The sequence below is a fragment of the Sphingomonas sp. CL5.1 genome, from assembly GCF_013344685.1.
In the GTDB taxonomy this organism is placed as follows: Bacteria; Pseudomonadota; Alphaproteobacteria; order Sphingomonadales; family Sphingomonadaceae; genus Sphingomonas.
In genome coordinates this window covers 3,064,508-3,085,514 of record NZ_CP050137.1, presented here as the reverse complement: position 1 = coordinate 3,085,514, position 21,007 = coordinate 3,064,508, and the positions used below count along the sequence as shown (strand labels likewise).

The window sequence follows — 21,007 nt, the reverse complement described above, 5'->3', positions numbered from 1 at the left end:
TTGTCAAGGCGCGCGCGTGGAGCTATGGGCGCGACATATGCACGTTCACCCATTGATCACCGACAGCGCGACGCTCGCCAATCTCTGCGCCCGCCTCGCCGACGCCCCCTTCATCTGCGTCGATACCGAATTCATGCGCGAGAGCACCTATTGGCCGGAGCTGTGCCTGATCCAGATCGCCGATACCGAGGAGGCGGCCGCGATCGACCCCAAGGCGCCGGGGCTGGACATGACGCCGCTGCTCGACCTGCTGGTCGATAACGAGGAGGTGCTGAAGGTATTCCATGCCGGCGGGCAGGATATCGAGATCATCTACAACCTCACCGGCAAGACCCCGCATCCGCTGTTCGACACGCAGGTCGCCGCGATGGCGCTGGGGCAAGGCGAACAGATCGGCTATTCCAACCTCGTCGACAGCTGGCTCGGCATCCAGATCGACAAGGGCGCGCGCTTCACGGACTGGTCGCGGCGGCCGCTCGATCAGCGGCAGGTGGATTACGCCATCGGCGACGTCACGCATCTGTCGAAGATATTCCCGCGGATGCTGGAGCGCCTCAAGAAAACCGGGCGCGGCGCGTGGCTCGATCAGGAGATGGAACGGCTGGCCGATCCGGCGAATTATGCCAACGATCCGGACCTCGCATGGAAACGCGTCCGCGTCTCCGGCCGCAAGCCCGAGGTGCTGGGGCGGCTGAAGGCGATCGCCCGCTGGCGCGAACTGGAGGCGCGGAGCAAGGATTTGCCGCGCGGCCGCATCGTCAAGGACGAGACGCTGGCGGACCTTGCCGGCCACCCGCCGAAGAAGCAGGTCGACCTGTCGAAGGTGCGCGGGCTTTCCGCGACATGGGCGTCGAACGACATCGGCAAGCGCCTGATGACCGCCATCGCGGAGGCGCAGCCGCTCTCCGCCGCCGAGATGCCGCCGCGCGACGATCGCAAGCCGGGGCTGGGCAAGGAAGGCTCGCTGGTCGCGGACCTGCTCAAGCTGCTGCTCAAGATTCGCGCGCGCGATATCGACGTGGCGCCGCGCCTGCTCGCGCGCAGCGACGAGCTGGAGGCGCTGGCCGCCGGGCAGCGCGAGGGTCTCGCGATTCTCGACGGTTGGCGCTACGATCAGTTCGGGCATGACGCGCTAGATCTGGTCGAGGGCCGACTCGGCTTCGCGGTTCAGGGCGGCAGGCTCAAGATGACCCGAACGGAGGGGACTGCCGCATGAACAAGGCCCTGATCGCCGCGCTGCCGCTGATCGCGCTCGCCGGATGTGTCGATGATCGCCCCGGGATGCCCGGCCCGCCGCCGCATCGCCAATGCCGTGCGGAGCCGGCGCAGCGCTTCGTCGGGATGCCGTTCACGCCGCAGCTCCAGCGCCGGGCGCAGCGAGTCAGCGGCTCGCGCATCGTGCGCGTGCTCTACCCCGGCCAGGCGGCGACAATGGATTACCGTGTCGAGCGCCTCAACATCATGATCGGTGAGCGGAATATCGTGCGCAGCATCAGTTGCGGCTGATCGCGCTCAGGCGATGAGGATCGGCGCGCGGCCCAGCGCCGCCGCCAGCGCATTGTGCCGCTTCTCCACTGCCTCGCCGTAGAGGCCGTGGTCACCGGCATCGAGGCCGAGCGTCAGCGCGCGCGCGTCGACCGTCAGGCGGGAGCGCTGCAACGGACCGGCGAGGCCGCCTGACAGCCGCTGCCCCAGCCGCATCGCCAATCCCCAGCCGGTCGCGCGGCGCAGGTCCGAATCGCTCGCCAGCGCCGGCAGCGGCGGCGGGCTGGCGGTGTCGCCGCCCAGGCCGGTCCATAGCGCCTGCCCCATCATCGCCCGGCCGCGCGCATCGACGCCAACCCAATTGCCGTGGAGCGCGATCTCCAGCCCCCGTTCCGCGCGGAACTCCGGGTTGGCGCGCCAGCCGACGTCGGCGAGTTGGCAGGCGGCATGGCGCAGCCGCGCATCGGCCGGCACCTCCCCGGCGAACAGTGGCGCGATCCACTCGTGGAGCAAGTCGCCATGCTCGGGAAAGCGGCCAGCGCGTCGTCCTTCATCGCGTGTCGCGACCACCAAAGGGTCCTGCGCGCGCGTCCGCTCGTCGAGCGCGTCATAGAGCAATCCCTCGCGCAGTCCGTAAGCGGAGACGATCGTGCCCTTGCTCTTCAGATGCTTGAGCAGCGAGGCCAGCACCGCCGCCGCATCGCCCAGCGTCGGGATGCGGCCGGACGACAAGCCTGGCACCGCCTTCAGCCGCCCCTTCGCTACGTGGGAGATCGTCCGCCCCAGCCGCGCGACCGTCTCGGCCGTCATGGCATATTGGTGGATGATCGGCAGCGGATAATGGGTGCGGTCCATGTCCAGCCGCGCCAGCGCGCGCCACGATCCGCCGACCAGATAGAGCGGCAACCCCTTGCCGGCGCCGCCCCAGCCGGCCTCGCGCAGCAGCCACCCGACGCGGCGGTCCAGCCCGCCCTTCTCGCGCAGCGCCGCAACCCGCAGCACGCCGAGCGGAAAGGAGACATGCTTGCCGACCTTGCCGTTCTTCACCCGCACCAGTTCGAGGCTGCCGCCGCCAAGGTCGCCGACGATGCCGTCCGCCTGCGGTATCGCGGAAAGCACGCCATAGCCCGCGCCGCGCGCCTCCGCCGCGCCGGAAAGAAGCTCCACGGTCAGCCCCGCCGCTTCCGCCACCGCGAGCAGTTCGGCCCCGTTGGCGGCGTCGCGCGCGGCGGCGGTGGCGACGGTGCGTACCGTGTCGCAGCGCATCTCGCGCGCCAGCGCGGCGAAACGGACGAGCGCGGTCGCGGCGGCGGCCATCGCCTCCGCGTCGATCGCGCCGGTCTGCGCGAGGCTGCGCCCCAGCCCTGCCAGCACCTTCTCGTTGAACAGGATCGCCGGCAGACGCGCCGGCCCCTGATAGACGACCAGACGGATCGAGTTCGAGCCGATGTCGATGATCGCCGTGCGCGGCGCCGCCATCCCGCGCCCTTCAGCCTTGCCGGCGCAACGAGAGGGTCGGCACCTGCCCGCCCTCCTCCAGCGCCGCGCCGCGGCCGGAAAGCGAAGGGTTGGTCATGAAATAGCGGTGCAGGTTGAAAGGTTTGTCGCCCGGCTTCAGGCGTATGTAGCTGCCGTCCGGCTCCAGTTCCCAGCTCTGCTCGTCGTCGATCAGGTTGGCGACCATCACCTGATCGAGCACCTGATCATGCACCGTCTCGTTGGTGAGCGGCAGCATATATTCGACGCGGCGATCGAAGTTGCGCGGCATCCAGTCCGCCGAGGAGATCAGCACATGCGCGCCGTCGTTGGGCAGCGCAGCGCCATTGCCGAAACAGGCGATGCGGCTATGCTCCAGGAACCGCCCGACCACCGATTTCACGCGGATATTGTCCGACATGCCCGGCACCTTGGGCCTGAGGCAGCAGATGCCGCGAATGACGAGATCGATCTCCACCCCCGCGCCGCTCGCCTCATAGAGCTTCTCGATGATCGCCGGATCGACGAGGCTATTCATCTTCGCCCAGATCGACGCCGGCCTGCCCGCCCGCGCGAAGGCGATCTCCGCGTCGATCAGCTCGATCAGCCGGTCGCGCAACCCACGCGGCGAGATGACCAGCAGCTCCATCCCATGCGGCTCGACATAGCCGGTGATGTAGTTGAACACCTGCGCCGCGTCGCGCCCGATGCGCGGATCGGCGGTGAAGAAGCTGAGATCGGTGTAGATGCGCGCGGTGATCGGATGATAATTGCCCGTGCCGAAATGGCAGTAGGTGCGGAACTGCCCGCCCTCACGCCGCACCACCATCGAGATCTTGGCGTGGGTCTTCCAGTCGATGAAGCCATAGACCACCTGCACGCCGGCCCGCTCCAGCGCGCTGGCCCAGAGCATGTTCTGCTCCTCGTCGAACCGCGCCTTCAGCTCGACCACCGCCGTCACCGACTTGCCCGCCTCAGCCGCCGCGATCAGCGCGTTGATGACGGCTGATTGCTTGCCGGCGCGATAGAGCGTCTGCTTGATCGCCACCACGTCCGGGTCCGCCGCCGCCTGCTTCAGGAAGGCCAGCACCACGTCGAACGTCTCGTAGGGGTGGTGGACGATGATGTCCTTGGAGCGGATCGCCGCGAAGCAATCACCGCCGAACTCGCGGATGCGTTCCGGGAAGCGCGGCGTGAAGGGTGGGAACTTCAGGTCCGGCCGGTCCTCCTCGTAAAGCTGGTCCAGTTCGCCGATGCCGAGGAAGGTGCCGCTCTCGGTGACGAGCGCGCCGACCTCGCCAAGCTCGTCGCGCAGCACCGTCTCCAGCGCCTCCGGCATTCCGGTCTCCAGCTCCAGCCGGATCACCCGCCCGCGCCGGCGGCGCTTGATGGCGTTGGCAAAATAGCGGACGAGGTCCTCCGCCTCCTCCTCGATCTCGATATCGCTGTCGCGCAGCACGCGGAACTCGGCCGCGCCGAGCACGCGATAGCCGGGGAACAGCACCGGCGAGAAACGCTTCACGATCGATTCGATCGCGACGTAGCGCGCCCTCTCCCCCGGCAGGCGGACGAAGCGACGCATCGACGCGGGCAGCATCACCAGCTCGCGGATCGGCTCGTCGTCGGACAGGCGCATCAGGTCGAACATGACCGCCAGCCCCTTGTTGGGCAGGAACGGGAAGGGATGCGCGGGATCGAGCGCCTGCGGCGTCAGGACCGGCAGCAATTGCTCGCGGAAATGCGTTTCGAGCCAGCCGATCTCCTCCAGCGACAGCACCGCATCGACCTTGCTCGAGCCAAGCACCTGGATGCCCGCATCGGCGAGCGCGTGGCGGATATCGCGCCACACATTCTCCTGATCCATCAGCAGCTTGTCCGCCGCCTCCGTGATCGCGACAAGCTGCTGCGAGGGGGTCAGCCCGTCGGCGGAGCGCGCCTCCACCTCCAGCAATTGCTGGCCCTTCAGCCCCGCGACGCGGACCATGAAGAATTCGTCGAGGTTCGAGCCGGAGATCGACAGGAAGCGCAGCCGCTCCAATAGCGGATGCGCCGGATTGCACGCTTCCTCCAGCACCCGCCGGTTGAACGCCAGCCACGAAAGCTCGCGGTTGAAATAACGCCCGGCCGTACTCGGCTCGAACGGGTCGTCGTCTTCCCTGATGCTGGCGGCGATATGGGCTGGGCGGGTCATTCGGGGTCCATCGGCGGTGGCGGGATCAGCGCGGCGTCGGCAAGCGTGGTCCGCGCCAGCGGGATCGAGAGCCGCTTGCGACGTTCCAGCACTTCCTGATCCAGCGCATCGACCGTTCGCATGACAGTAATATGACTACGCTCGATCCGTGCGACGAGCCAGTCGATCAGATCGGGCCGCGCATCCAGCCCGCGCCGGTGGAACTGCCGCTCCAGCAGCGCGCGCATCAGTTCGTCGTCGGGCGCGCCGATCTCCGCCACCGGCGACGCGCCGAGCCGCGAGCGCAGGTCGGGCAGCCTGATCCGCCATTCGGGCGGCGCGGCGTCGGCGACGATCAGCAGCGGCTTGCGCTCCGCCTGCGCCTGATTCCAGGCGTGGAACAGCTCCGCCTCGGGGCGCTTCTCCGCATCGTCGATGATCGTCCCGCCGCTCTTGGAGGCGAAGATGCGCGCCAGCAGGCTGCGGCCGGACTTGCGCGGGCCGGTGAGCAGCGCGGTCATCACCGGCCACGCCCCCCAATGCTCGACCAGATGCGCCGCCCGCGCGTTCGAGGGCGTCACCAGGAACTCCTCGTCGCGCGGATCGGCGGGCCACTCCAGCGGCAGCGCGATCTGGCTCATTCGGCGGTCGCGTTGTCCGCCGCCACGTCGGGCGGGAGCAATTGGGGGGCGCGGCGGATGCGGATCGTCGCGCCGGTGCCGAACACCTGCCAACCGCGCGACTGCAACGCGGCGCGGAAGGCGTCGGGGGTGCCGCCATAGGTCACCGTCATCACCGATATGCCGCCGAGCGCGAGGCTGGAGGTCGCCGCCGACGCGACGCCGGGCACCGCGCGCATCGCCGCTTCCGTGCTGTTCACCGCCGGCGCGCCGGGCGAATCGAACTGCACCGAGATGGTCGTGCCGCCGATCGTCGCGCTCTCCACCGGGGGCGAATCGTCGGGCGTCACCACATCGCTCGCCGCCTCGACCGGCGGGACATAGGACAGGCCCGGATCGCCGCGCAGCAGACCGCCGCGCAGCGCCGCCTGATACAGATCGTCCAGCCGCTTCACGCCCGCATCGAGCAATTGCGGCACGCCCGCCGCCGAGCCGACGCGCAGCGCGACCTGGCCGAACAGCCGGTTGTCCGGCCCGCCCCGCGCCTGGAACACGCCGACCACCGGCCCACCCGGCCATTGGCGATAGAGTCTGACGGTCGGCATCAGCACGTCGCTGCCGCCATATTGATTGAGCACCGATCGCCACCAGCCGCGCCCCGGACGCTGGGTCTGGCCGTAATTGAGCAACAGCGGGTCCGGCCCGCTGCCGACCGGGCGGATATAATCGACCGTGCTGTTGCCGGTGCGATAGCGCGCCCACGCCTCCTGCCACGGCGTCCGCTGCTCGAACACGGTGGCCGTGCCGCCGGACCACATCACCGGGATCACCACCATCGGCGCCGACCGGCTGACATAGTCGCTGACGCCGAGCGCCGCGCTGGCCTTGGCGCGATCGAACAGCACGCCGAGCGTCGCGATATAGCGGTTCGGCCCGATCTGCTCGTTCCCGATGACGATGCCGGAGACGAGCGAATCAAGCGTCCCGTCCGAAACCAGCCCGCCGCCCGCGCCGAGCCGTTGCGACAATTGCACCCACGCCTTGCGCTGCGCCAGCCGCCAGCCGCCGTAGCGCGCGCTGTCCGCATCCTTCGCCGCCACGTCGACGGAGATGCCGCTCACCTCATAGTCCGAGGAGCTGTCGACCGGCGCGACGCCGCGATCGCCGCCCTCGATCTGCGCGATGCCGATGCCGGTGCCGAGCAGCAGCGCGACAGCGGCGGTCGTGAGGAAAAACAGACGAAGACGCATCTTGCCTGCCTTTTGGCGAAGCAGGCGTGGAAATCCAAGCGAGATGTGGTTAGTCGCACGCCATATGACCGAAGATCGTGGCAACACGCCCTATACCTACGCCGATGCGGGCGTTTCGATCGCCAGCGGCAACGCGCTGGTCCGCGCCATCGCCCCCCTCGCCCGCGCGACGCGGCGGCCGGGCGCGGACGCGGACCTCGGCGGATTCGGCGGCTTCTTCGATCTGCGCGCGGCGGGGTTCACCGATCCGCTGCTGGTCGCGGCGAACGACGGTGTCGGCACCAAGCTGAAGCTCGCGATCGAGCATGAGCGGCATGAGGGCGTCGGCGTGGATCTGGTCGCGATGTGCGCCAACGACCTGATCGTGCAGGGCGCGGAGCCGCTGTTCTTCCTCGATTATTACGCGACCGGCCGGCTCGACAATGGCGTCGCCGAGCAGGTCGTCGCCTCGATCGCGGAAGGGTGCAGGATCGCCGGCTGCGCGCTAATCGGCGGCGAGACGGCGGAGATGCCCGGCATGTATGCCGAGGGCGATTACGACCTCGCCGGCTTCTGCGTCGGCGCGGTGGAGCGGTCGGCGGTGCTGACCGGGGCGGATATCGCGCCCGGCGACGTCATCCTCGGCCTCGCTTCGTCCGGCGTTCATTCCAACGGCTTCTCGCTGGTCCGGCGGCTGGCGGCCGACAAGGGCTGGAAGCTCGATCGCCCCGCGCTGTTCGACCGGGACCGGCTGCTGATCGACACGCTGATGGCGCCGACCCGCATCTATGTGAAAAGCCTGCTGCCACTCGTCCGCGAGCGCCGCGTCAAGGGGCTGGCGCATATCACCGGCGGCGGCCTGCTGGAGAATATCCCGCGCGTGCTGCCCGCCGGCTGCCATGCGACGATCGATGCGGATGCCTGGCCGCAACCGCGCCTGATGGCTTTCCTCCAGGCGCAGGGCACGATCGAGCCGGAGGAGATGGCGCGCACCTTCAACTGCGGCATCGGCATGGCGGTGATCGTCGCGGCCGATGCGGCCGGAGCGGTGACCATTGCGCTGGAGGAAGCCGGCGAAACCGTGTTCCGCATCGGCGCGATCGCCGCGGGCGAGCGCGGCTGTACCGTGCGTGGCTCGGCCGAGACGTGGAGCGCGCGCGGCGACTGGACCGCGACGCATAACGCATGAGCGGGCCGGCGAAGATCGCGATCCTCGTTTCCGGGCGCGGATCGAACATGCAATCGCTGGTGAAGGCGGCAGGCGACGTCTATCAGGTGGTGGTGGTCGCCTCCGACAAACCGGAGGCCGCCGGCCTGGCCTGGGCGCGCGAACGGGGTATCCCCACCTTCGCGCTGTCGCCCAAGGGCATCGGCAAGATCGCCTATGAGGCCGCGCTGGACGGCGCGCTGCGCGCGGCGGGCGCCGAATATATCGCGCTCGCCGGCTATATGCGGCTGCTGTCCGACAAGTTCGTCGCGGACTGGCGCGGGCGGATCGTCAACATCCATCCCTCGCTGCTGCCGAAATACAAGGGCCTCGACACCCACGCCCGCGCGATCGAGGCCGGCGATGCGGAGGCCGGCTGCTCGATCCACCTCGTCACCGAGGAACTGGACGGCGGCGAGGTGCTCGGGCAGGCGCGCGTGCCGATCCTGCCGGGCGACGACGCGGAAACGCTGGCGGCGCGCGTGCTGGCGGAGGAACATCGCCTCTATCCGCGCGTCCTTGCGGAATGGCTGACGCGGTGAGTCCAGATTCGGATATTGCGCTCGCCCGCGTGCGCGAGATCGCGCTGGCGCTGCCCGCCGCCGCCGAGCGGCTGAGCCACGGCGCGCCCGGATTCCATATCGAAAAGGGCAAGTTCTTCGCCTATTTCTGGCACAATCATCACGGCGACGGAGAGACGGTGGCGATCGTCAAGACCGACGACGGCGAGGAGCAGGCGACGCTGATCGAGATGGACCCGGATTTCTATTTCCGCCCCGCCTATCTCGGCCCCTATGGCTGGGTGGCGATGCGGCTGGATCGCGAAGACACCGACTGGGACCGGGTGGCGGACCGTATCGCGCGGAGCTGGGAACTGGTCGCCCCGCGCCGCCTGCTGGAGATGGGCGGCCGATGAGCGAAACCGCCGATCAGGCCGCGACGCGCCGCCGCTGGATCACGCTCGCCGAGCTGGTCGCGGTGGTGGGGATGCTGATCGCGGCCGCGTCGCTCTACCTCAACTGGTCCGGCCGTCGCGCGGACGAGGCGGCGCGCGCATCTCAAGCGGCCAGCGCGGAACATGCGCGCGGCGTGGTCACGCTGGTCGGCAAGGTGGTGGATGGCGGCAATACGATCGCGCTTAGCGATGGCGATCGCAATTTCAGCGCCGCGACCGTCACTTTCCCCAAGGCTTTGGGCGTCTCGCCGCAGGACGCCCTGCCCGGCCCGCGCATTGCCGCCGACTGGTTCGCCGATGCGTTGCTCAAGGCGAACGGCGACGGCGACGCCCGCCACGGCCGCCTTCCCGTGCTGATCGCGACAAGCTGGTGGGACGGCGACAAGAGCCACAGCGAAACCGCGCGCTACGATGTCTTGTGGCGCACGGAATCGCGCTTCCTGCGCGGGAAGAAGATGGTGCTGACGGGGCTGACGCTGGCTTCGCGCAATGGTTCGCCGGCGGCGCTGGAGACGGCCTGGGGGCGGCAGGGGAAGAAATAACGCCGTTCCCGCAATGAGATCATGCCCGATGGGCGGAGATCAGCAACAACATCGGCCGCTCCATCTCCTCGGCCAGCCCAGGCGTTTGCGCGATCTGCCCGGCTGTCGGCGCAAATTCTTCGATCCGGCGCAACGCAAACCCGGCATCGATCAGCGTATTGAGTGTGGTAGCCAATGTGCGGTGATATTTCAGCACGTCTTTGACGAACCAGTTCGTCCGCCGTTCCCCTTCCATCGCATAGCCGTTGACCGGCCAGGTCTTGCGACCGTCCGCGTCCCGCATCCAATGCGGATCAGCCGCCGCCATGTAGATCGGATGCTCGATGGTGAACACAAGGTCGCTTCCCGGCGTCAGCGCTGCGTGGATCATCCGGATCAACCGCGCGAAATTCCGCACATAATGGAAGGCAAGGGCGCTGTAGATCAACTCGAACGCAGCTTCGGGCAACGTCAGGCCTTCAAGATCGGCGATACGATAGTCGATTCCCCGATCGTTCGTACTCGCGCGCGCACGGTCGATCATGTTTTGCGACAGATCGACGCCGAGGACCGAGGCAGCCCCCTGTTCCCGCAACCAGCGCGAAGCCCAGCCGAAGCCGCAGCCGAGATCAGCCACCCGCCTGCCCGTCACATCGGGCAGCATATTCCGGATCGCCGGCCATTCGGGCGCGCCGTCCAGTCCACGCATCTGCCGTGGCAACCGGCTGTAGCCCGCGAAGAAATCCGGATCGTCGTAGATATTCTGGGCCACGCCCCGCCTCACCCCATCAACGCCGCCGCCATCTTCGGCACCACCGCGTCGAACGCCTTGATCGGCCGGATCATCACCTTGAAGCCGATAATCAACCCGTCTCCGTCCCAGGAGATGATATCGACGCCGTTGACGTATTTCCCATCCACCTCGCACTCGAACTCCAGCACCGCCGACCGCTCCGCGCGCCATTCGCCGGTGTAGCGAAAACTCTCCCCGCCCAGCACCTGCGCTGCCGCGAGGAGGTATTTCATCGTCAGCGCCTTGCCCTTCTGCGGCGTGTGGACCGCCGGGCTTTGGAACACGCAATCGTCGTGCAGCAGCGCGGCCAGCCGCTCGGGGGTCGGCGCGTGCATGTAATCGTGCCAGCGCGCGACCGGATCTCCAGACGTCATCAACCCATCCCCGGATAGCTTTCGAACTCGGGCAGCTTATCCATCTCCCGCGTCCAGCCAAGCCGGTGCTTCGTCATGATATGCGCGCCGGGCGGAACGGCCTCCGGATCATCCATCGTGCCGGACTGGATATCGACGATCCCCGGCAACGCGCTGGGATTGCGATAGAACAGCCCGGTGCCGCAGGCCGCGCAAAACTCCCGCGTCGCGGCTTCGGAGGAATGATAGGCGCGCGTCTCGCCCGCGATCTCCACCTCGCCCTCGTCAAAGGCGATCCAGCCGACCAGCGGCGCACCGGACCAGCGCCGGCAATCATCGCAATGACATATCGCATGATGCTTCGGCTCGCCCGTCGCGCGCCATGTCACCGCGCCGCAATGGCATCGTCCGCTCGTCGTCATCGACTCTCTCCACTAATGTTTCCAATTTGTTCTCATGAAGCGACCGGACACGCAAGATATTTTCCGAGCCTTGCCCCGGCCGCGCTTGTTCCCTACCTGTTCGGCGGTGAGCGTTCCCGTGCCTTCTCCCGACGATCCACCCTATCTCGCCGGCCTCAACGCGCCGCAGCGCGAAGCGGTGCTGACCATCGACGGGCCGGTGCTCGTCCTCGCCGGCGCGGGCACGGGCAAGACCGCCGCACTCACCGCGCGACTCGCGCATCTGCTATGGACGCGCCGCGCTTACCCTTCCGAGATTCTCGCCGTCACCTTCACCAACAAGGCCGCGCGCGAGATGAAGGAGCGCGTGGGCAGGCTGGTCGGCGATGCGGTGGAGGGGATGCCGTGGCTCGGCACCTTCCACGCGATCGGCGCGAAGATGCTGCGCCGCCATGCCGAACTGGTCGGGCTGCAATCGAACTTCACGATCCTCGACACCGACGATCAACTCCGGTTGCTCAAGCAGTTGATCGTCGCCGCGAACATCGACGAGAAGCGCTTTCCCGCGCGCAGCCTCGCCGGGCTGATCGACGAGTGGAAGAACAAGGGCCTCACCCCCGGCGATATCGACGCGGGCGAAAGCGAACGCTACGGCAACGGGCGCGGCGGCGAGCTTTACCAGCAATATCAGGAGCGGCTGAAGGCGGTGAACGCCTGCGACTTCGGCGATCTGCTGCTCCACGTTCTGACGATTCTCAAGACCAACCGCGACGTGCTGGCGCATTACCAGCAGCGCTTCCGCTACATCATGGTCGATGAGTATCAGGACACCAACAGCGTCCAGTATCTCTGGCTGCGACTGCTCGCGCAGGAGCGGCGGAACATTTGCTGCGTCGGCGACGACGACCAGTCGATCTACTCGTGGCGCGGCGCGCAGGTGGAGAATATCCTGCGCTTCGAGCGCGACTTCCCCGGCGCCAAGGTGATCCGGCTGGAGCAGAACTACCGCTCCACCCCGCATATCCTCGGCGCGGCGGGGGGCGTGATCGCCAACAACAGCGGGCGGCTCGGCAAGACGCTGTGGACCGAGATCGACGCCGGCGAGAAGGTCCGCGTGATCGGCGTGTGGGATGGGCCGGAGGAAGCGCGGCGCATCGGCGAGGAGATCGAGGCGGCGCAGCGCGACGGCGCGAGCCTAGACGACATCGCCATCCTCGTCCGCGCGCAGCACCAGACGCGCGAGTTCGAGGATCGTTTCATCGCGATCGGCCTGCCCTATCGCATCGTCGGCGGCTTCCGCTTCTACGAGCGGGCGGAAATCCGCGACGCGCTCGCCTATTTGCGCATCGTCAACCAGCCGGCGGATGATCTCGCCTTCGAGCGGATCGTCAACGTGCCCAAGCGCGGGCTGGGCGACAAGGCGGTGGCGCGACTGCACCAGCTCGCGCGCGCGGAGGGTTTGCCGCTGAGCGTCGCCGCCGCGCGCATCCTCGATACCGACGAGCTGACGCCGCAGGCGCGGCGCGCGCTCGGCAATTTCGTCGGCGACATCGCGCGCTGGCGGGATATGGCGCGCGACCTGTCCCATCCCGATCTCGCGCGGCAGATCCTCGACGAGAGCGGCTACACCGCGATGTGGCAGGCGGAGAAGTCCGCCGAAGCGGCGGGGCGGTTGGAGAACCTGGGCGAACTCGTCCGGGCGATGGAGGAATATGAGAGCCTCGGCGCGTTCCTCGAGCATGTCAGCCTCGTCATGGACAATGAGGGCGCGCGCGAGGACGCCAAGGTCACGATCATGACGATCCATGCGGCGAAGGGGCTGGAGTTCGGCACCGTGTTCCTCGCCGGTTGGGAGGAAGGCATCTTCCCCTCGCAGCGCGCGCTGGACGAGGGCGGCGCGCGCAGCCTGGAGGAGGAGCGCCGCCTCGCCTATGTCGCGATCACGCGGGCGCGGCGGCGGGCGGTGATCCTCCATGCCGCCAACCGCCGCATCTACGGGCAATGGACCTCATCCATCCCCTCGCGCTTCGTCGGCGAGCTGCCGGCGGATCATGTCGAGGCGGAGACCACCATGTCCGGCGGCGCGAGCCTGTGGCGGGCCAATTGGTCCGAGCGCGCCGATCCCTTCGCCGATGTCGGGCGCGGCACGGGGCGCGGCCCCGGCTGGCAGCGCGCGGCAGGCGCGCTCGGCGCCAAGCCCGGCGGCGAATGGACCAGCCGCACCTTTACCCGCGAACCGACCCGCGTGGTGGAGAGCCGCAGCCCCTCGGTCAGCCTCGGCAACAAGGGGCGCGGCGACCTCAAGGTGGGGATGCGCGTGTTCCACCAGAAGTTCGGCCACGGCGATATCGTCGGGATCGAGGGCAACAAGCTGGAGATCGACTTCGATCACGCCGGCCTGAAGCGGGTGATGGACAGCTTCGTCTCGCTGGAGGCGTAAAGCGGCTGGTGAAACGCCGTGGGCGCGCCATATTCGCATGAACGCAGGGCAGGAGAGCATGATGGCAACGCAATTCGGCGCCGAATCGACCACGGACGACGTGCTGGCGGGCATGGACCTGCACGGCAGGCGCATCCTCGTCACCGGTGTGTCGGCCGGGCTTGGCGTGGAGACGGCGCGGTCGCTGGTGGCGCGGGGCGCCGATGTGGTCGGCGCGGCGCGCGATCTCGCCAAGGCCGAGCGCGCAACCGAAAGCGTCCGCGCGGCGGCGAAGGAGAGCGGCGGCAGCTTCGCGCTGATGGAGCTGGACCTCGCCTCGCTCGCCAGCGTGCGGGCGGCGGCGGACCGGCTGGTGGCGGATGGACGGCCGTTCGATGTCGTGATCGCCAATGCCGGCGTGATGGCGACGCCGCTGGGCCATACGGCGGACGGCTTCGAGACGCAGCTCGGCACCAACCATCTCGGCCATTTCCTGTTCGTCAACCGCATCGCCGGGCTGATCCGCGACGGCGGGCGGCTGGTGAACCTCTCCTCCTCCGGCCATCGCCTGTCCGATGTCGATCTCGACGATCCGGGCTTCGAGCGGACGGCATATGATCCGTGGATCGCCTATGGCCGTTCCAAGACCGCCAACGTGCTGTTCGCGGTGGAATTCGATCGCCGTCACCGCGATCGCGGGGTGCGCGCCTGCGCGCTGATGCCCGGCGTGATCCAGACCGAGCTTGGCCGCCACATGACGCCCGAGGTGATGGAAGCGCTGCAACAAAGGTTCCGCGCCGCCACCGGGCGCGCGATCACTTACAAGTCGATCCCGCAAGGGGCGGCGACCAGCGTGTGGGCGGCGGCGGTCGCGGGCGGCGACGAGATCGGCGGGCGCTATTGCGAGGATTGCCATGTCGCGTCGGTGAACGACGACGCCAGCACCCGGCACGGCGTGCGCAGCTATGCGCTCGATCCCGCGCGCGCGAAGGCGCTCTGGGCAAAGAGCGAGGAGATGGTCGGCGAGCGGTTCTGACCCTTCGGCGCGACCGTTTTCATCTGTCGCTCATCATCGCGCCGCGATAGAGTCGCGAGGTGTTCACGCCCGCGCCGCGCGCGGCAGAGAGGTCTATCGAATGTTCAATCGCATTCTCGCCGTCACCTTTGTCGCCGCGAGCATGGCCGGCGCGATGCCCGCGCTCGCGCAGACTTCCGCCGACGAGGCGCGCTTCCGCGCGGCGCAGGATCGGTTCAGTCGGGAGCTGGACGTGTTCCGGCAGGAATATGACCGCTACATGCAGGTCTCGCGCCGCAATCCGGGTGGCTATCCGCCCCCGCCGCCCGCGCGCGGTTATGACAACGGCTATACCGCCAATGACGGCTGGCGCGATGAGCATGGCTATGACCCCGCGCGCGACTATCGCAGCGGAAACCAGTATCGCGAGCGCGCGATGAGCGCGGACGAGCGCGTCTATGCCGGCAACGACGGCCGCTATTATTGCAAGCGGAGCGACGGCACGACCGGGCTGGTGGTCGGCGGCGCGGTCGGCGGCATCCTCGGCAACGTCATCGACGGCGGACGCAGCCGGATCGTCGGCACGCTGCTCGGCGGCGCGGCGGGCGCGCTGGCCGGCAAGTCGATCGACCAGAAGAATTCCTCGCTGCGCTGCCAGTAAGGGCAGCGGTAGCCGGAACCTCAGCGTTCGATCGAGAGCAATGTCACGCCAGCGTAGCGCGCTTCGGACGGATCGAACAGTTCCGACGCATCGAAGCGGCGCGGCGTTATCCTGAGGCCGCCCAGCCCCGCGATCTTGAACGCGCCGACCTTTTCCTCGCGCGGCGGCTTGCCGTCGCGATCGAGCGTGACGGCGTCGAGGTAAAGCTCGCCATGCTTGGTATAGACGATGTGCGGCGCGAGGGTGACCGAGCCGCGATTATAGGTGGCGGCAAGCGCCTGCCGCTTGACGATCGCCTCGAACACGATCGGCATACCCGCCGGGGGAACGGAGGCCACGCGATCCTCCTCGCTATTCAGCTTCATGTCGCTCATGATAATTGCTCTGCTGCAATGCAGCAATAACCTTTGTGACGTTATTTTGTCGCCGGTCCGATCAGCCGCTGGGCGAAATAGACCATCTGCAACGCCTGGAGCCGCGCCCCTTGCGCGATATCCGCGTCACCCGAATGGCCGCCGGCGGTGTCCTCGTAGAACAGATAAGGCAGCCCATATTCCTTCATCCGCGCGGCGAACTTGCGTGCGTGCTGCGGCCCGACGCGATCGTCCTTGGTCGTCGTCCAGATATACGGCTCGGGATAAGCGACGCCGCGCTTCAGGTTGCGATAGGGTGATATCTTGGCGAGGAACGCCCGCTCCTCCGGCACGCTGACCGAGCCATATTCGTCGACCCAAGACGCGCCCGCCGCGATCTTCTCGTACCGCATCATGTCTAGCAGCGGCACCTGGATCGTCACCGCCTGCCACAATTCGGGATGCTGGGTGAGTTCCACCCCCATCAGCAGCCCGCCGTTCGACCCGCCATAGATGCCGAGCTTCTTCGCGCTGGTGATCCTGCGCGCGAACAGGTCGCGCGCCACCGCCGCGAAATCGTCGTAGATCACCTGCCGTTTCGTCTTGCGCCCGGCGTCGTGCCATTTCGGCCCGAACTCGCCGCCGCCGCGAATATTGGCGAGGACATAGGCTCCGCCCCGCTCCGTCCAGATCTTGCCGGTCGCGCCGAGATAGGTCGGCAGCCGCGCCAGCTCGAACCCGCCATAAGCGGTCATCAGCGTCGGCATCGTCCCGTCTAGCCGCGCGCCCTTCGGCAGCACGACGAAATAGGGCACTTTCGTCCCGTCGCTCGATACCGCCTCGAACTGCTCGACCTTCACGCCGGTCGCGTCGAACCGCGCGGGCAGCGTCCGCACCGTCACCGGCGCCGCCGGCGAGGCCGCGTCCACCGTGGCGAGCATGGTCGGCGTCGCGAAGCCATTGATCGCGATGAAGGCGTTGTCGCTCCGCTCGGTCGTGCTGACGATGCCGACGCTCATATTCTCCGGCACCGGCAGCGCGGTCCGCCTCCACCCGTCGCCATCGGCGGCGAAGCTCGCCAGCCGGCCGCGCACGTTGTCGATATAGGTGACGAGCACGCGATCCTTCGTCGTCGCCACGCCCTGCACCGATTGCCGCGCGTCCGGCGCGAACAGCACGCGCGGCGTGAGCTTGCCCGTCTCCAGCTCGGCCAGCGGCACCCAGGCGATCGCGCCCGCCGGCACGTCGCCCCACGGGTCGCTCGTCTCGAAGATCACGCGACCATCGACCATCCCGCTCGGGAAGGTCCGCGCCGGCACGTCGAGCTTGCGCGTCCCCGCCGGCGTCCAGACATATTTCTCGCCGCCGAAGAAGGTGTCGCGCCGCTCGATCACGACGACGCGGTTGCCGGCGGCATCGGTCATCGTGCCGGCATAGGTGCCGAGCTGGTCGCCCGGCTCGCCGCGGAACACCTCGGTCGCCCGGTCGAGCGGCTCGCCGCGCTTCACCAGCTTCACCACGAAGGGATAGCTGGAGGCGGTCATCGTCCCCTGCCCCCAGTCGCGCGAGACGAGCAAGGTGTCCTTGTCCACCCAGGTCGCGCCCTGTTTCGACGTGGGCAGGCGGAAGCCGCCCTCTACGAAACGCCCGGTGGAAAGATCGAACTCGCGCAGCTCGACCGCATCCTCCCCGCCCTCGGAGAGCTGGACGAGGCACAGCCGCTCCTCCGGCTGGAGGCAGGTCGCGCCCTTCCACACCCATTTCTTCCCCTCCGCCTTCGACAAGGCGTCGAGGTCGAGCAAGGTGGTCCAGCGCGGCGCGGCGACGGCGTAATCGGCCTCGCTCGTCCAGCGCCAGATGCCCAGCGGATGATCGGCGTCGCGCCAGAAGTTCAGGGTGCGGTCATCGACCTGCTCCGGCATCGGGATGCGGTCCTTGGCCGAGGCGATGGCGAACGCCTCGTCATAATAGGTCCGGTAGCGCGGATCGCGCTCCAGCCGGTCGAGCGTGCGGGCATTTTCCCGCTCCACCCACGCCAGCGGCTTCGCGCCGTCCTTGTCTTCCAGCCAGATATACGGATCATTGTCGGTCATCGCCGTCGTCTGGGCGAGCGCCGGCCCCGCGGCAAGAGCGGCAAGGCAGAAAGCTGTCGCTGGACGAAGCATCCCGGAACGATCCTCTCAAAAAAAGCGTCATGCCAAGCGATTGCGATGACCGCAATCGGCGCTATCGAGGATCGCGATGAGTGACGGCCTTCCCCTTCCCCGGCGTTACGCCGCAATCGCCGCGATGTCCTTCGGATCTGCGCTTGTCGTCATCGACGGCGGCGTCGCCAATGTCGCGCTGCCGACGATCGCCCACGATCTGAACGTCGAGCAAAGCTCGGTCGTGTCGATCGTCACCATCTATCAGGTGACGCTGGTGATGCTGATGCTGCCGATCGCCGGGCTGGGCGAGCGGATCGGGCTGAAGCGCACTTATCAGGGCGGGCAGCTTATCTTCACCATCGCCACGTTATTGTGCTTTTTCGCGAAAAGCCTGCCTTTCCTGCTGATCGTACGCGCGGTGCAGGCGATGGGCGCGGCGGCGGTGCTGAGCGTCGCCTCGGCGCTGATCCGGCAGATCTATCCGTCGAGCCATCTCGGGCGCGGACTGGCGATCAATTCAGTGGTGGTGACCAGTTCAGCCGCCGCCGCACCGACCATCGGCGGGCTGGTGCTGGCGGTCGCGCCCTGGCCGTGGGTGTTCGCCAGCGCCATCCCCTTCGCGATCGTCAGCCTGGCGCTGGGCCGCTCGATCCCCGACCCGAAGCCGCGCCACACCACGTTCGACGTGGCGGGCGCGATGATGTGCGCGGCGATGTTCGGCCTCGTCATCGGCGGGCTGGAGAGCGGCGTCCACGGCGACAGCCCGGTCGTCTCCGCCGCGATCACGCTCGCCGGGCTGGTCGTGGGCTATTATTTCATCCGGCGCGAGCAGCATGAAAGCCACCCGATCCTGCCGATCGACCTGCTCGCGCGTCCGGTGATCGGGCTGAGCGCGATCGGCGGGTTCGTCGCCTTCACCGCGTCGATGGCGTTGCTGATCTCCACGCCGTTCCGCTTGCAGGCGCTGGGCTTCTCCGCCGCGACGATCGGCGCGGCGATCGCGCCATGGCCGATGACCAACATGATCGTCGCGCCGCTCGCGGGCTATCTCTCCGATCGCGTCCCGGCGGGCATCCTCGGCGGGATCGGCATGGCGGTTTCGATCGTCGCGCTGACGCTGATCGCCTTCATGCCGGCGCATCCCACCTATTTCGACATCGCATGGCGCATGGCGCTGTGCGGATCGGGCTTCGGGCTATATCTCCCGCCCAACGCGCGCCTCATCATCGGCTCGGCCCCGCGCGAGCGGTCGGCGGCGGCGGGCAGCCTCGTCTCGACGGTGCGCCTCAGCGGGCAGACCACCGGCGCGACGCTGGTGGCGGCGCTGCTGGCGATGGAGATCGGCGCCGGGCGCGTGCCGCCGCTGATCTCCGCCACCCTCGCGCTGATCGCCGGATTGTGCAGCGTCGCGCGGCTGCGGCCGTCGATCCGCAACCCTTCGCTGACAGAAACCCGCGCCGAAATCCCGACGCTGCGCCAGACACGCTATTGAAGGATCAATTGAAGGCTCAGCGCAGCGGGACGATCACTTCGTCGGGATGCGCGACGTTGAGTTCCTTGCGCACCAGTTCATCGACCATATCGGGGTTGGCGTGGCGCGGATCGAGCAATGCGACGCGATTGCGCAGCATCGTGCGCCGCTGATCGAGCAGGGCATAGTCGCGCTCGCGCTTCACCAATTGGCGCTTGTAATCGCCCAGCGCGAGCACGCCGTTCGGCCCCGCCACGGCATAGATGCCGAAGAACGCCATCACCGTCAGCGCGGCGGCCGGCAGGGCCGCGCGCTTCAGCGTGACGAGAAAGGTGGACGGCCGGCGACGCATCACGAACTATCTCGCGCGAAGCCGGCCGCTTATCAAGCGATTTCAGCCGTTCCGCAGCACATCGCGGCCCGCGTAACGCGCCACCGAGCCAAGTTCTTCCTCGATCCGAATCAGTTGGTTGTATTTCGCCAGCCGGTCGGACCGCGCGAGGCTGCCCGTCTTGATCTGCCCGCAATTGGTGGCGACCGCGAGATCGGCGATCGTCGCGTCCTCCGTCTCGCCCGAACGGTGGCTCATCACGGCGGTGTAGCCGGCGCGCTCGGCGACGCGGATCGCCTCCAGCGTCTCGGTCAGCGTGCCGATCTGGTTGACCTTCACCAGCAGCGAGTTGGCGAGGCCGCGCGCGATACCGTCCCTCAGCCGCTTCGGGTTGGTCACGAACAGATCGTCGCCGACGAGCTGGACCTTATCGCGCAGCAGGTCGGTCAGCGCCTTCCAGCCCTCGAAATCGTCCTCCGCCATGCCGTCCTCGATCGACACGATCGGATAGCGCGCGACGAGATCGGCGAGATAATCGGCCATCGCGCCCGGCTCCAGCGTCTTGCCCTCACCGGCGATGACGTACTTGCCGTCCTTGAAGAACTCGGTTGCGGCGCAATCCAGCGCCAGCATCACGTCTTCGCCCGGCTTGTAGCCGGCGCGTTCGATCGAGGTCATGATAAAGTCCAGCGCGTCGGTGGTGCTGGCGAGGTTCGGGGCGAAGCCGCCCTCATCGCCCACGGCGGTCGCGAGGCCTTTCTCGTGCAGGCCCTTCTTCAGCGTATGGAAGATTTCGGAGCCGCAGCGCACCGCCTCCGCGATGCTCTCCGCGCCGACCGGCATGATCATGAATTCCTGGAAATCGATCGGATTGTCGGCATGTTCGCCGCCGTTGATGATGTTCATCATCGGCACCGGCAGGATATGCGCGTCCGCGCCGCCGACATAGCGATAGAGCGGCAGCCCGCGCGCATCCGCCGCCGCCTTTGCCGCCGCGAGGCTGACGCCGAGGATCGCGTTCGCGCCGAGCCGGCCCTTGTTCTCGCTGCCGTCCAGCTCGATCAGCGCCTGGTCCAGCTCCATCTGGTCCTCGGCATCAAGGCCGACGATCACCTCGGCGATCTCGCCGTTGACGTTCTCGACCGCCTGATCGACGCCTTTGCCGAGCCAGCGCGACATGTCGCCATCGCGCTTCTCCACCGCCTCATGCGCGCCGGTCGAGGCGCCGGAGGGCACCGCCGCGCGACCGAAGCTGCCATCCTCCAGCAACACGTCCACCTCGACGGTGGGGTTGCCTCGGCTGTCGAGGATCTGGCGGCCATGGACGTCGATGATTGCTGTCACGAAACGATCCTTCTACGATGGGGAGGGTGGCAGTTCGCGCTGCCTGTACCCATGTG

At 67.9% G+C, this 21,007-nt stretch carries 21 protein-coding genes; 10 read left to right on the top strand and 11 right to left on the bottom strand.

Annotated elements, in window-relative coordinates; all coding sequences use genetic code 11:
• Positions 1-37: 37 nt before the first annotated feature.
• Entirely contained in the window at positions 38-1,216 is a 1,179-nt protein-coding gene (gene rnd, locus F9288_RS14840; RefSeq protein ID WP_174837499.1) for a ribonuclease D, read from the top strand.
• Positions 1,213-1,506, top strand: coding sequence for an I78 family peptidase inhibitor (locus tag F9288_RS14835; protein WP_174837498.1), 294 nt, complete (start codon positions 1,213-1,215; stop codon positions 1,504-1,506). The genes rnd and F9288_RS14835 overlap by 4 nt, the downstream gene beginning before the upstream one ends.
• Positions 1,507-1,512: 6 nt before the next feature.
• On the opposite strand, the gene F9288_RS14830 is transcribed toward F9288_RS14835, so the two are convergent.
• From F9288_RS14830 to F9288_RS14815, 4 genes are read right to left on the bottom strand one after another with little or no spacing between them, the layout of a single operon-like run.
• Positions 1,513-2,964, bottom strand: a complete 1,452-nt coding sequence (locus F9288_RS14830; RefSeq protein ID WP_174837497.1) for a Ppx/GppA family phosphatase — start codon at positions 2,962-2,964, stop codon at positions 1,513-1,515.
• Between the two features lie 10 nt (positions 2,965-2,974).
• Positions 2,975-5,152: an RNA degradosome polyphosphate kinase gene (locus F9288_RS14825; RefSeq protein ID WP_174837496.1), complete on the bottom strand. Its 2,178-nt coding sequence runs from the start codon at positions 5,150-5,152 to the stop codon at positions 2,975-2,977.
• Positions 5,149-5,772, bottom strand: a complete 624-nt coding sequence (locus F9288_RS14820) for a DnaA/Hda family protein (RefSeq protein WP_174837495.1) — start codon at positions 5,770-5,772, stop codon at positions 5,149-5,151. Before F9288_RS14820 ends, F9288_RS14825 begins: the two co-directional genes overlap by 4 nt.
• Positions 5,769-7,001, bottom strand: a complete 1,233-nt coding sequence (locus F9288_RS14815; protein ID WP_174837494.1) for a heavy-metal-associated domain-containing protein — start codon at positions 6,999-7,001, stop codon at positions 5,769-5,771. Before F9288_RS14815 ends, F9288_RS14820 begins: the two co-directional genes overlap by 4 nt.
• A gap of 64 nt (positions 7,002-7,065) precedes the next feature.
• Here F9288_RS14815 and purM point away from each other — a divergent pair, with 64 nt between their 5' ends.
• From purM to F9288_RS14795, 4 genes are read left to right on the top strand one after another with little or no spacing between them, the layout of a single operon-like run.
• A complete protein-coding gene (gene purM, locus F9288_RS14810; RefSeq protein ID WP_174837493.1) occupies positions 7,066-8,169 on the top strand; it encodes a phosphoribosylformylglycinamidine cyclo-ligase in 1,104 nt (367 codons plus the stop codon).
• Positions 8,166-8,729 (top strand): phosphoribosylglycinamide formyltransferase, encoded by a 564-nt coding sequence (gene purN / locus F9288_RS14805; RefSeq protein WP_174837492.1) that lies wholly within the window; start codon positions 8,166-8,168, stop codon positions 8,727-8,729. Before purM ends, purN begins: the two co-directional genes overlap by 4 nt.
• The gene (locus F9288_RS14800; protein WP_174837491.1) at positions 8,726-9,103 is read left to right on the top strand and encodes an MmcQ/YjbR family DNA-binding protein; all 378 of its coding nucleotides are present in this window, start codon (positions 8,726-8,728) and stop codon (positions 9,101-9,103) included. The genes purN and F9288_RS14800 overlap by 4 nt, the downstream gene beginning before the upstream one ends.
• Positions 9,100-9,684 carry a hypothetical protein gene (locus F9288_RS14795; RefSeq protein WP_174837490.1) on the top strand — a complete coding sequence of 195 codons (585 nt, stop codon included), beginning with the start codon at positions 9,100-9,102 and terminating at the stop codon, positions 9,682-9,684. The genes F9288_RS14800 and F9288_RS14795 overlap by 4 nt, the downstream gene beginning before the upstream one ends.
• 19 nt (positions 9,685-9,703) lie before the next feature.
• On the opposite strand, the gene F9288_RS14790 is transcribed toward F9288_RS14795, so the two are convergent.
• Genes F9288_RS14790 through F9288_RS14780 form a run of 3 tightly spaced genes read right to left on the bottom strand, consistent with a single transcriptional unit; the run spans position 9,704 to position 11,231 of the window.
• Positions 9,704-10,435, bottom strand: coding sequence for a bifunctional 2-polyprenyl-6-hydroxyphenol methylase/3-demethylubiquinol 3-O-methyltransferase UbiG (locus tag F9288_RS14790; RefSeq protein WP_174837489.1), 732 nt, complete (start codon positions 10,433-10,435; stop codon positions 9,704-9,706).
• An 8-nt stretch (positions 10,436-10,443) separates the two neighbouring features.
• Complete coding sequence (locus tag F9288_RS14785) at positions 10,444-10,830, bottom strand: nuclear transport factor 2 family protein (protein WP_174837488.1); 387 nt, start codon at positions 10,828-10,830, stop codon at positions 10,444-10,446.
• Entirely contained in the window at positions 10,830-11,231 is a 402-nt protein-coding gene (locus tag F9288_RS14780) for a GFA family protein (protein WP_174837487.1), read from the bottom strand. The genes F9288_RS14785 and F9288_RS14780 overlap by 1 nt, the downstream gene beginning before the upstream one ends.
• Before the next feature lie 106 nt (positions 11,232-11,337).
• On the opposite strand from F9288_RS14780, the gene F9288_RS14775 reads away from it, so the two are divergent.
• From F9288_RS14775 to F9288_RS14765, 3 genes are all read left to right on the top strand, one after another.
• On the top strand, positions 11,338-13,650 hold the full coding sequence (locus tag F9288_RS14775) for an ATP-dependent helicase (protein ID WP_254620898.1): 2,313 nt from the start codon (positions 11,338-11,340) through the stop codon (positions 13,648-13,650).
• Between the two features lie 61 nt (positions 13,651-13,711).
• The gene (locus tag F9288_RS14770; RefSeq protein ID WP_174837485.1) at positions 13,712-14,665 is read left to right on the top strand and encodes an SDR family NAD(P)-dependent oxidoreductase; all 954 of its coding nucleotides are present in this window, start codon (positions 13,712-13,714) and stop codon (positions 14,663-14,665) included.
• Between the two features lie 100 nt (positions 14,666-14,765).
• Positions 14,766-15,305, top strand: coding sequence for a glycine zipper 2TM domain-containing protein (locus F9288_RS14765; protein WP_174837484.1), 540 nt, complete (start codon positions 14,766-14,768; stop codon positions 15,303-15,305).
• Positions 15,306-15,325: 20 nt separating this feature from the next.
• Here the strand turns inward: F9288_RS14765 and F9288_RS14760 are convergent, their stop codons facing one another.
• Both F9288_RS14760 and F9288_RS14755 read right to left on the bottom strand, forming a co-directional pair.
• Positions 15,326-15,670 carry a hypothetical protein gene (locus F9288_RS14760; RefSeq protein ID WP_174839110.1) on the bottom strand — a complete coding sequence of 115 codons (345 nt, stop codon included), beginning with the start codon at positions 15,668-15,670 and terminating at the stop codon, positions 15,326-15,328.
• Positions 15,671-15,720: 50 nt separating this feature from the next.
• On the bottom strand, positions 15,721-17,823 hold the full coding sequence (locus tag F9288_RS14755) for a prolyl oligopeptidase family protein (RefSeq protein ID WP_174837483.1): 2,103 nt from the start codon (positions 17,821-17,823) through the stop codon (positions 15,721-15,723).
• 76 nt (positions 17,824-17,899) lie between these two features.
• On the opposite strand from F9288_RS14755, the gene F9288_RS14750 reads away from it, so the two are divergent.
• Positions 17,900-19,297, top strand: a complete 1,398-nt coding sequence (locus tag F9288_RS14750) for an MFS transporter (RefSeq protein WP_174837482.1) — start codon at positions 17,900-17,902, stop codon at positions 19,295-19,297.
• A gap of 16 nt (positions 19,298-19,313) precedes the next feature.
• Here F9288_RS14750 and F9288_RS14745 read toward each other — a convergent pair whose 3' ends face one another.
• Both F9288_RS14745 and eno read right to left on the bottom strand, forming a co-directional pair.
• A complete protein-coding gene (locus tag F9288_RS14745) occupies positions 19,314-19,628 on the bottom strand; it encodes a septum formation initiator family protein (RefSeq protein ID WP_254620897.1) in 315 nt (104 codons plus the stop codon).
• Between the two features lie 42 nt (positions 19,629-19,670).
• Entirely contained in the window at positions 19,671-20,951 is a 1,281-nt protein-coding gene (eno, locus tag F9288_RS14740) for a phosphopyruvate hydratase (RefSeq protein WP_174837481.1), read from the bottom strand.
• Between the last annotated feature and the right edge of the window lie 56 nt (positions 20,952-21,007).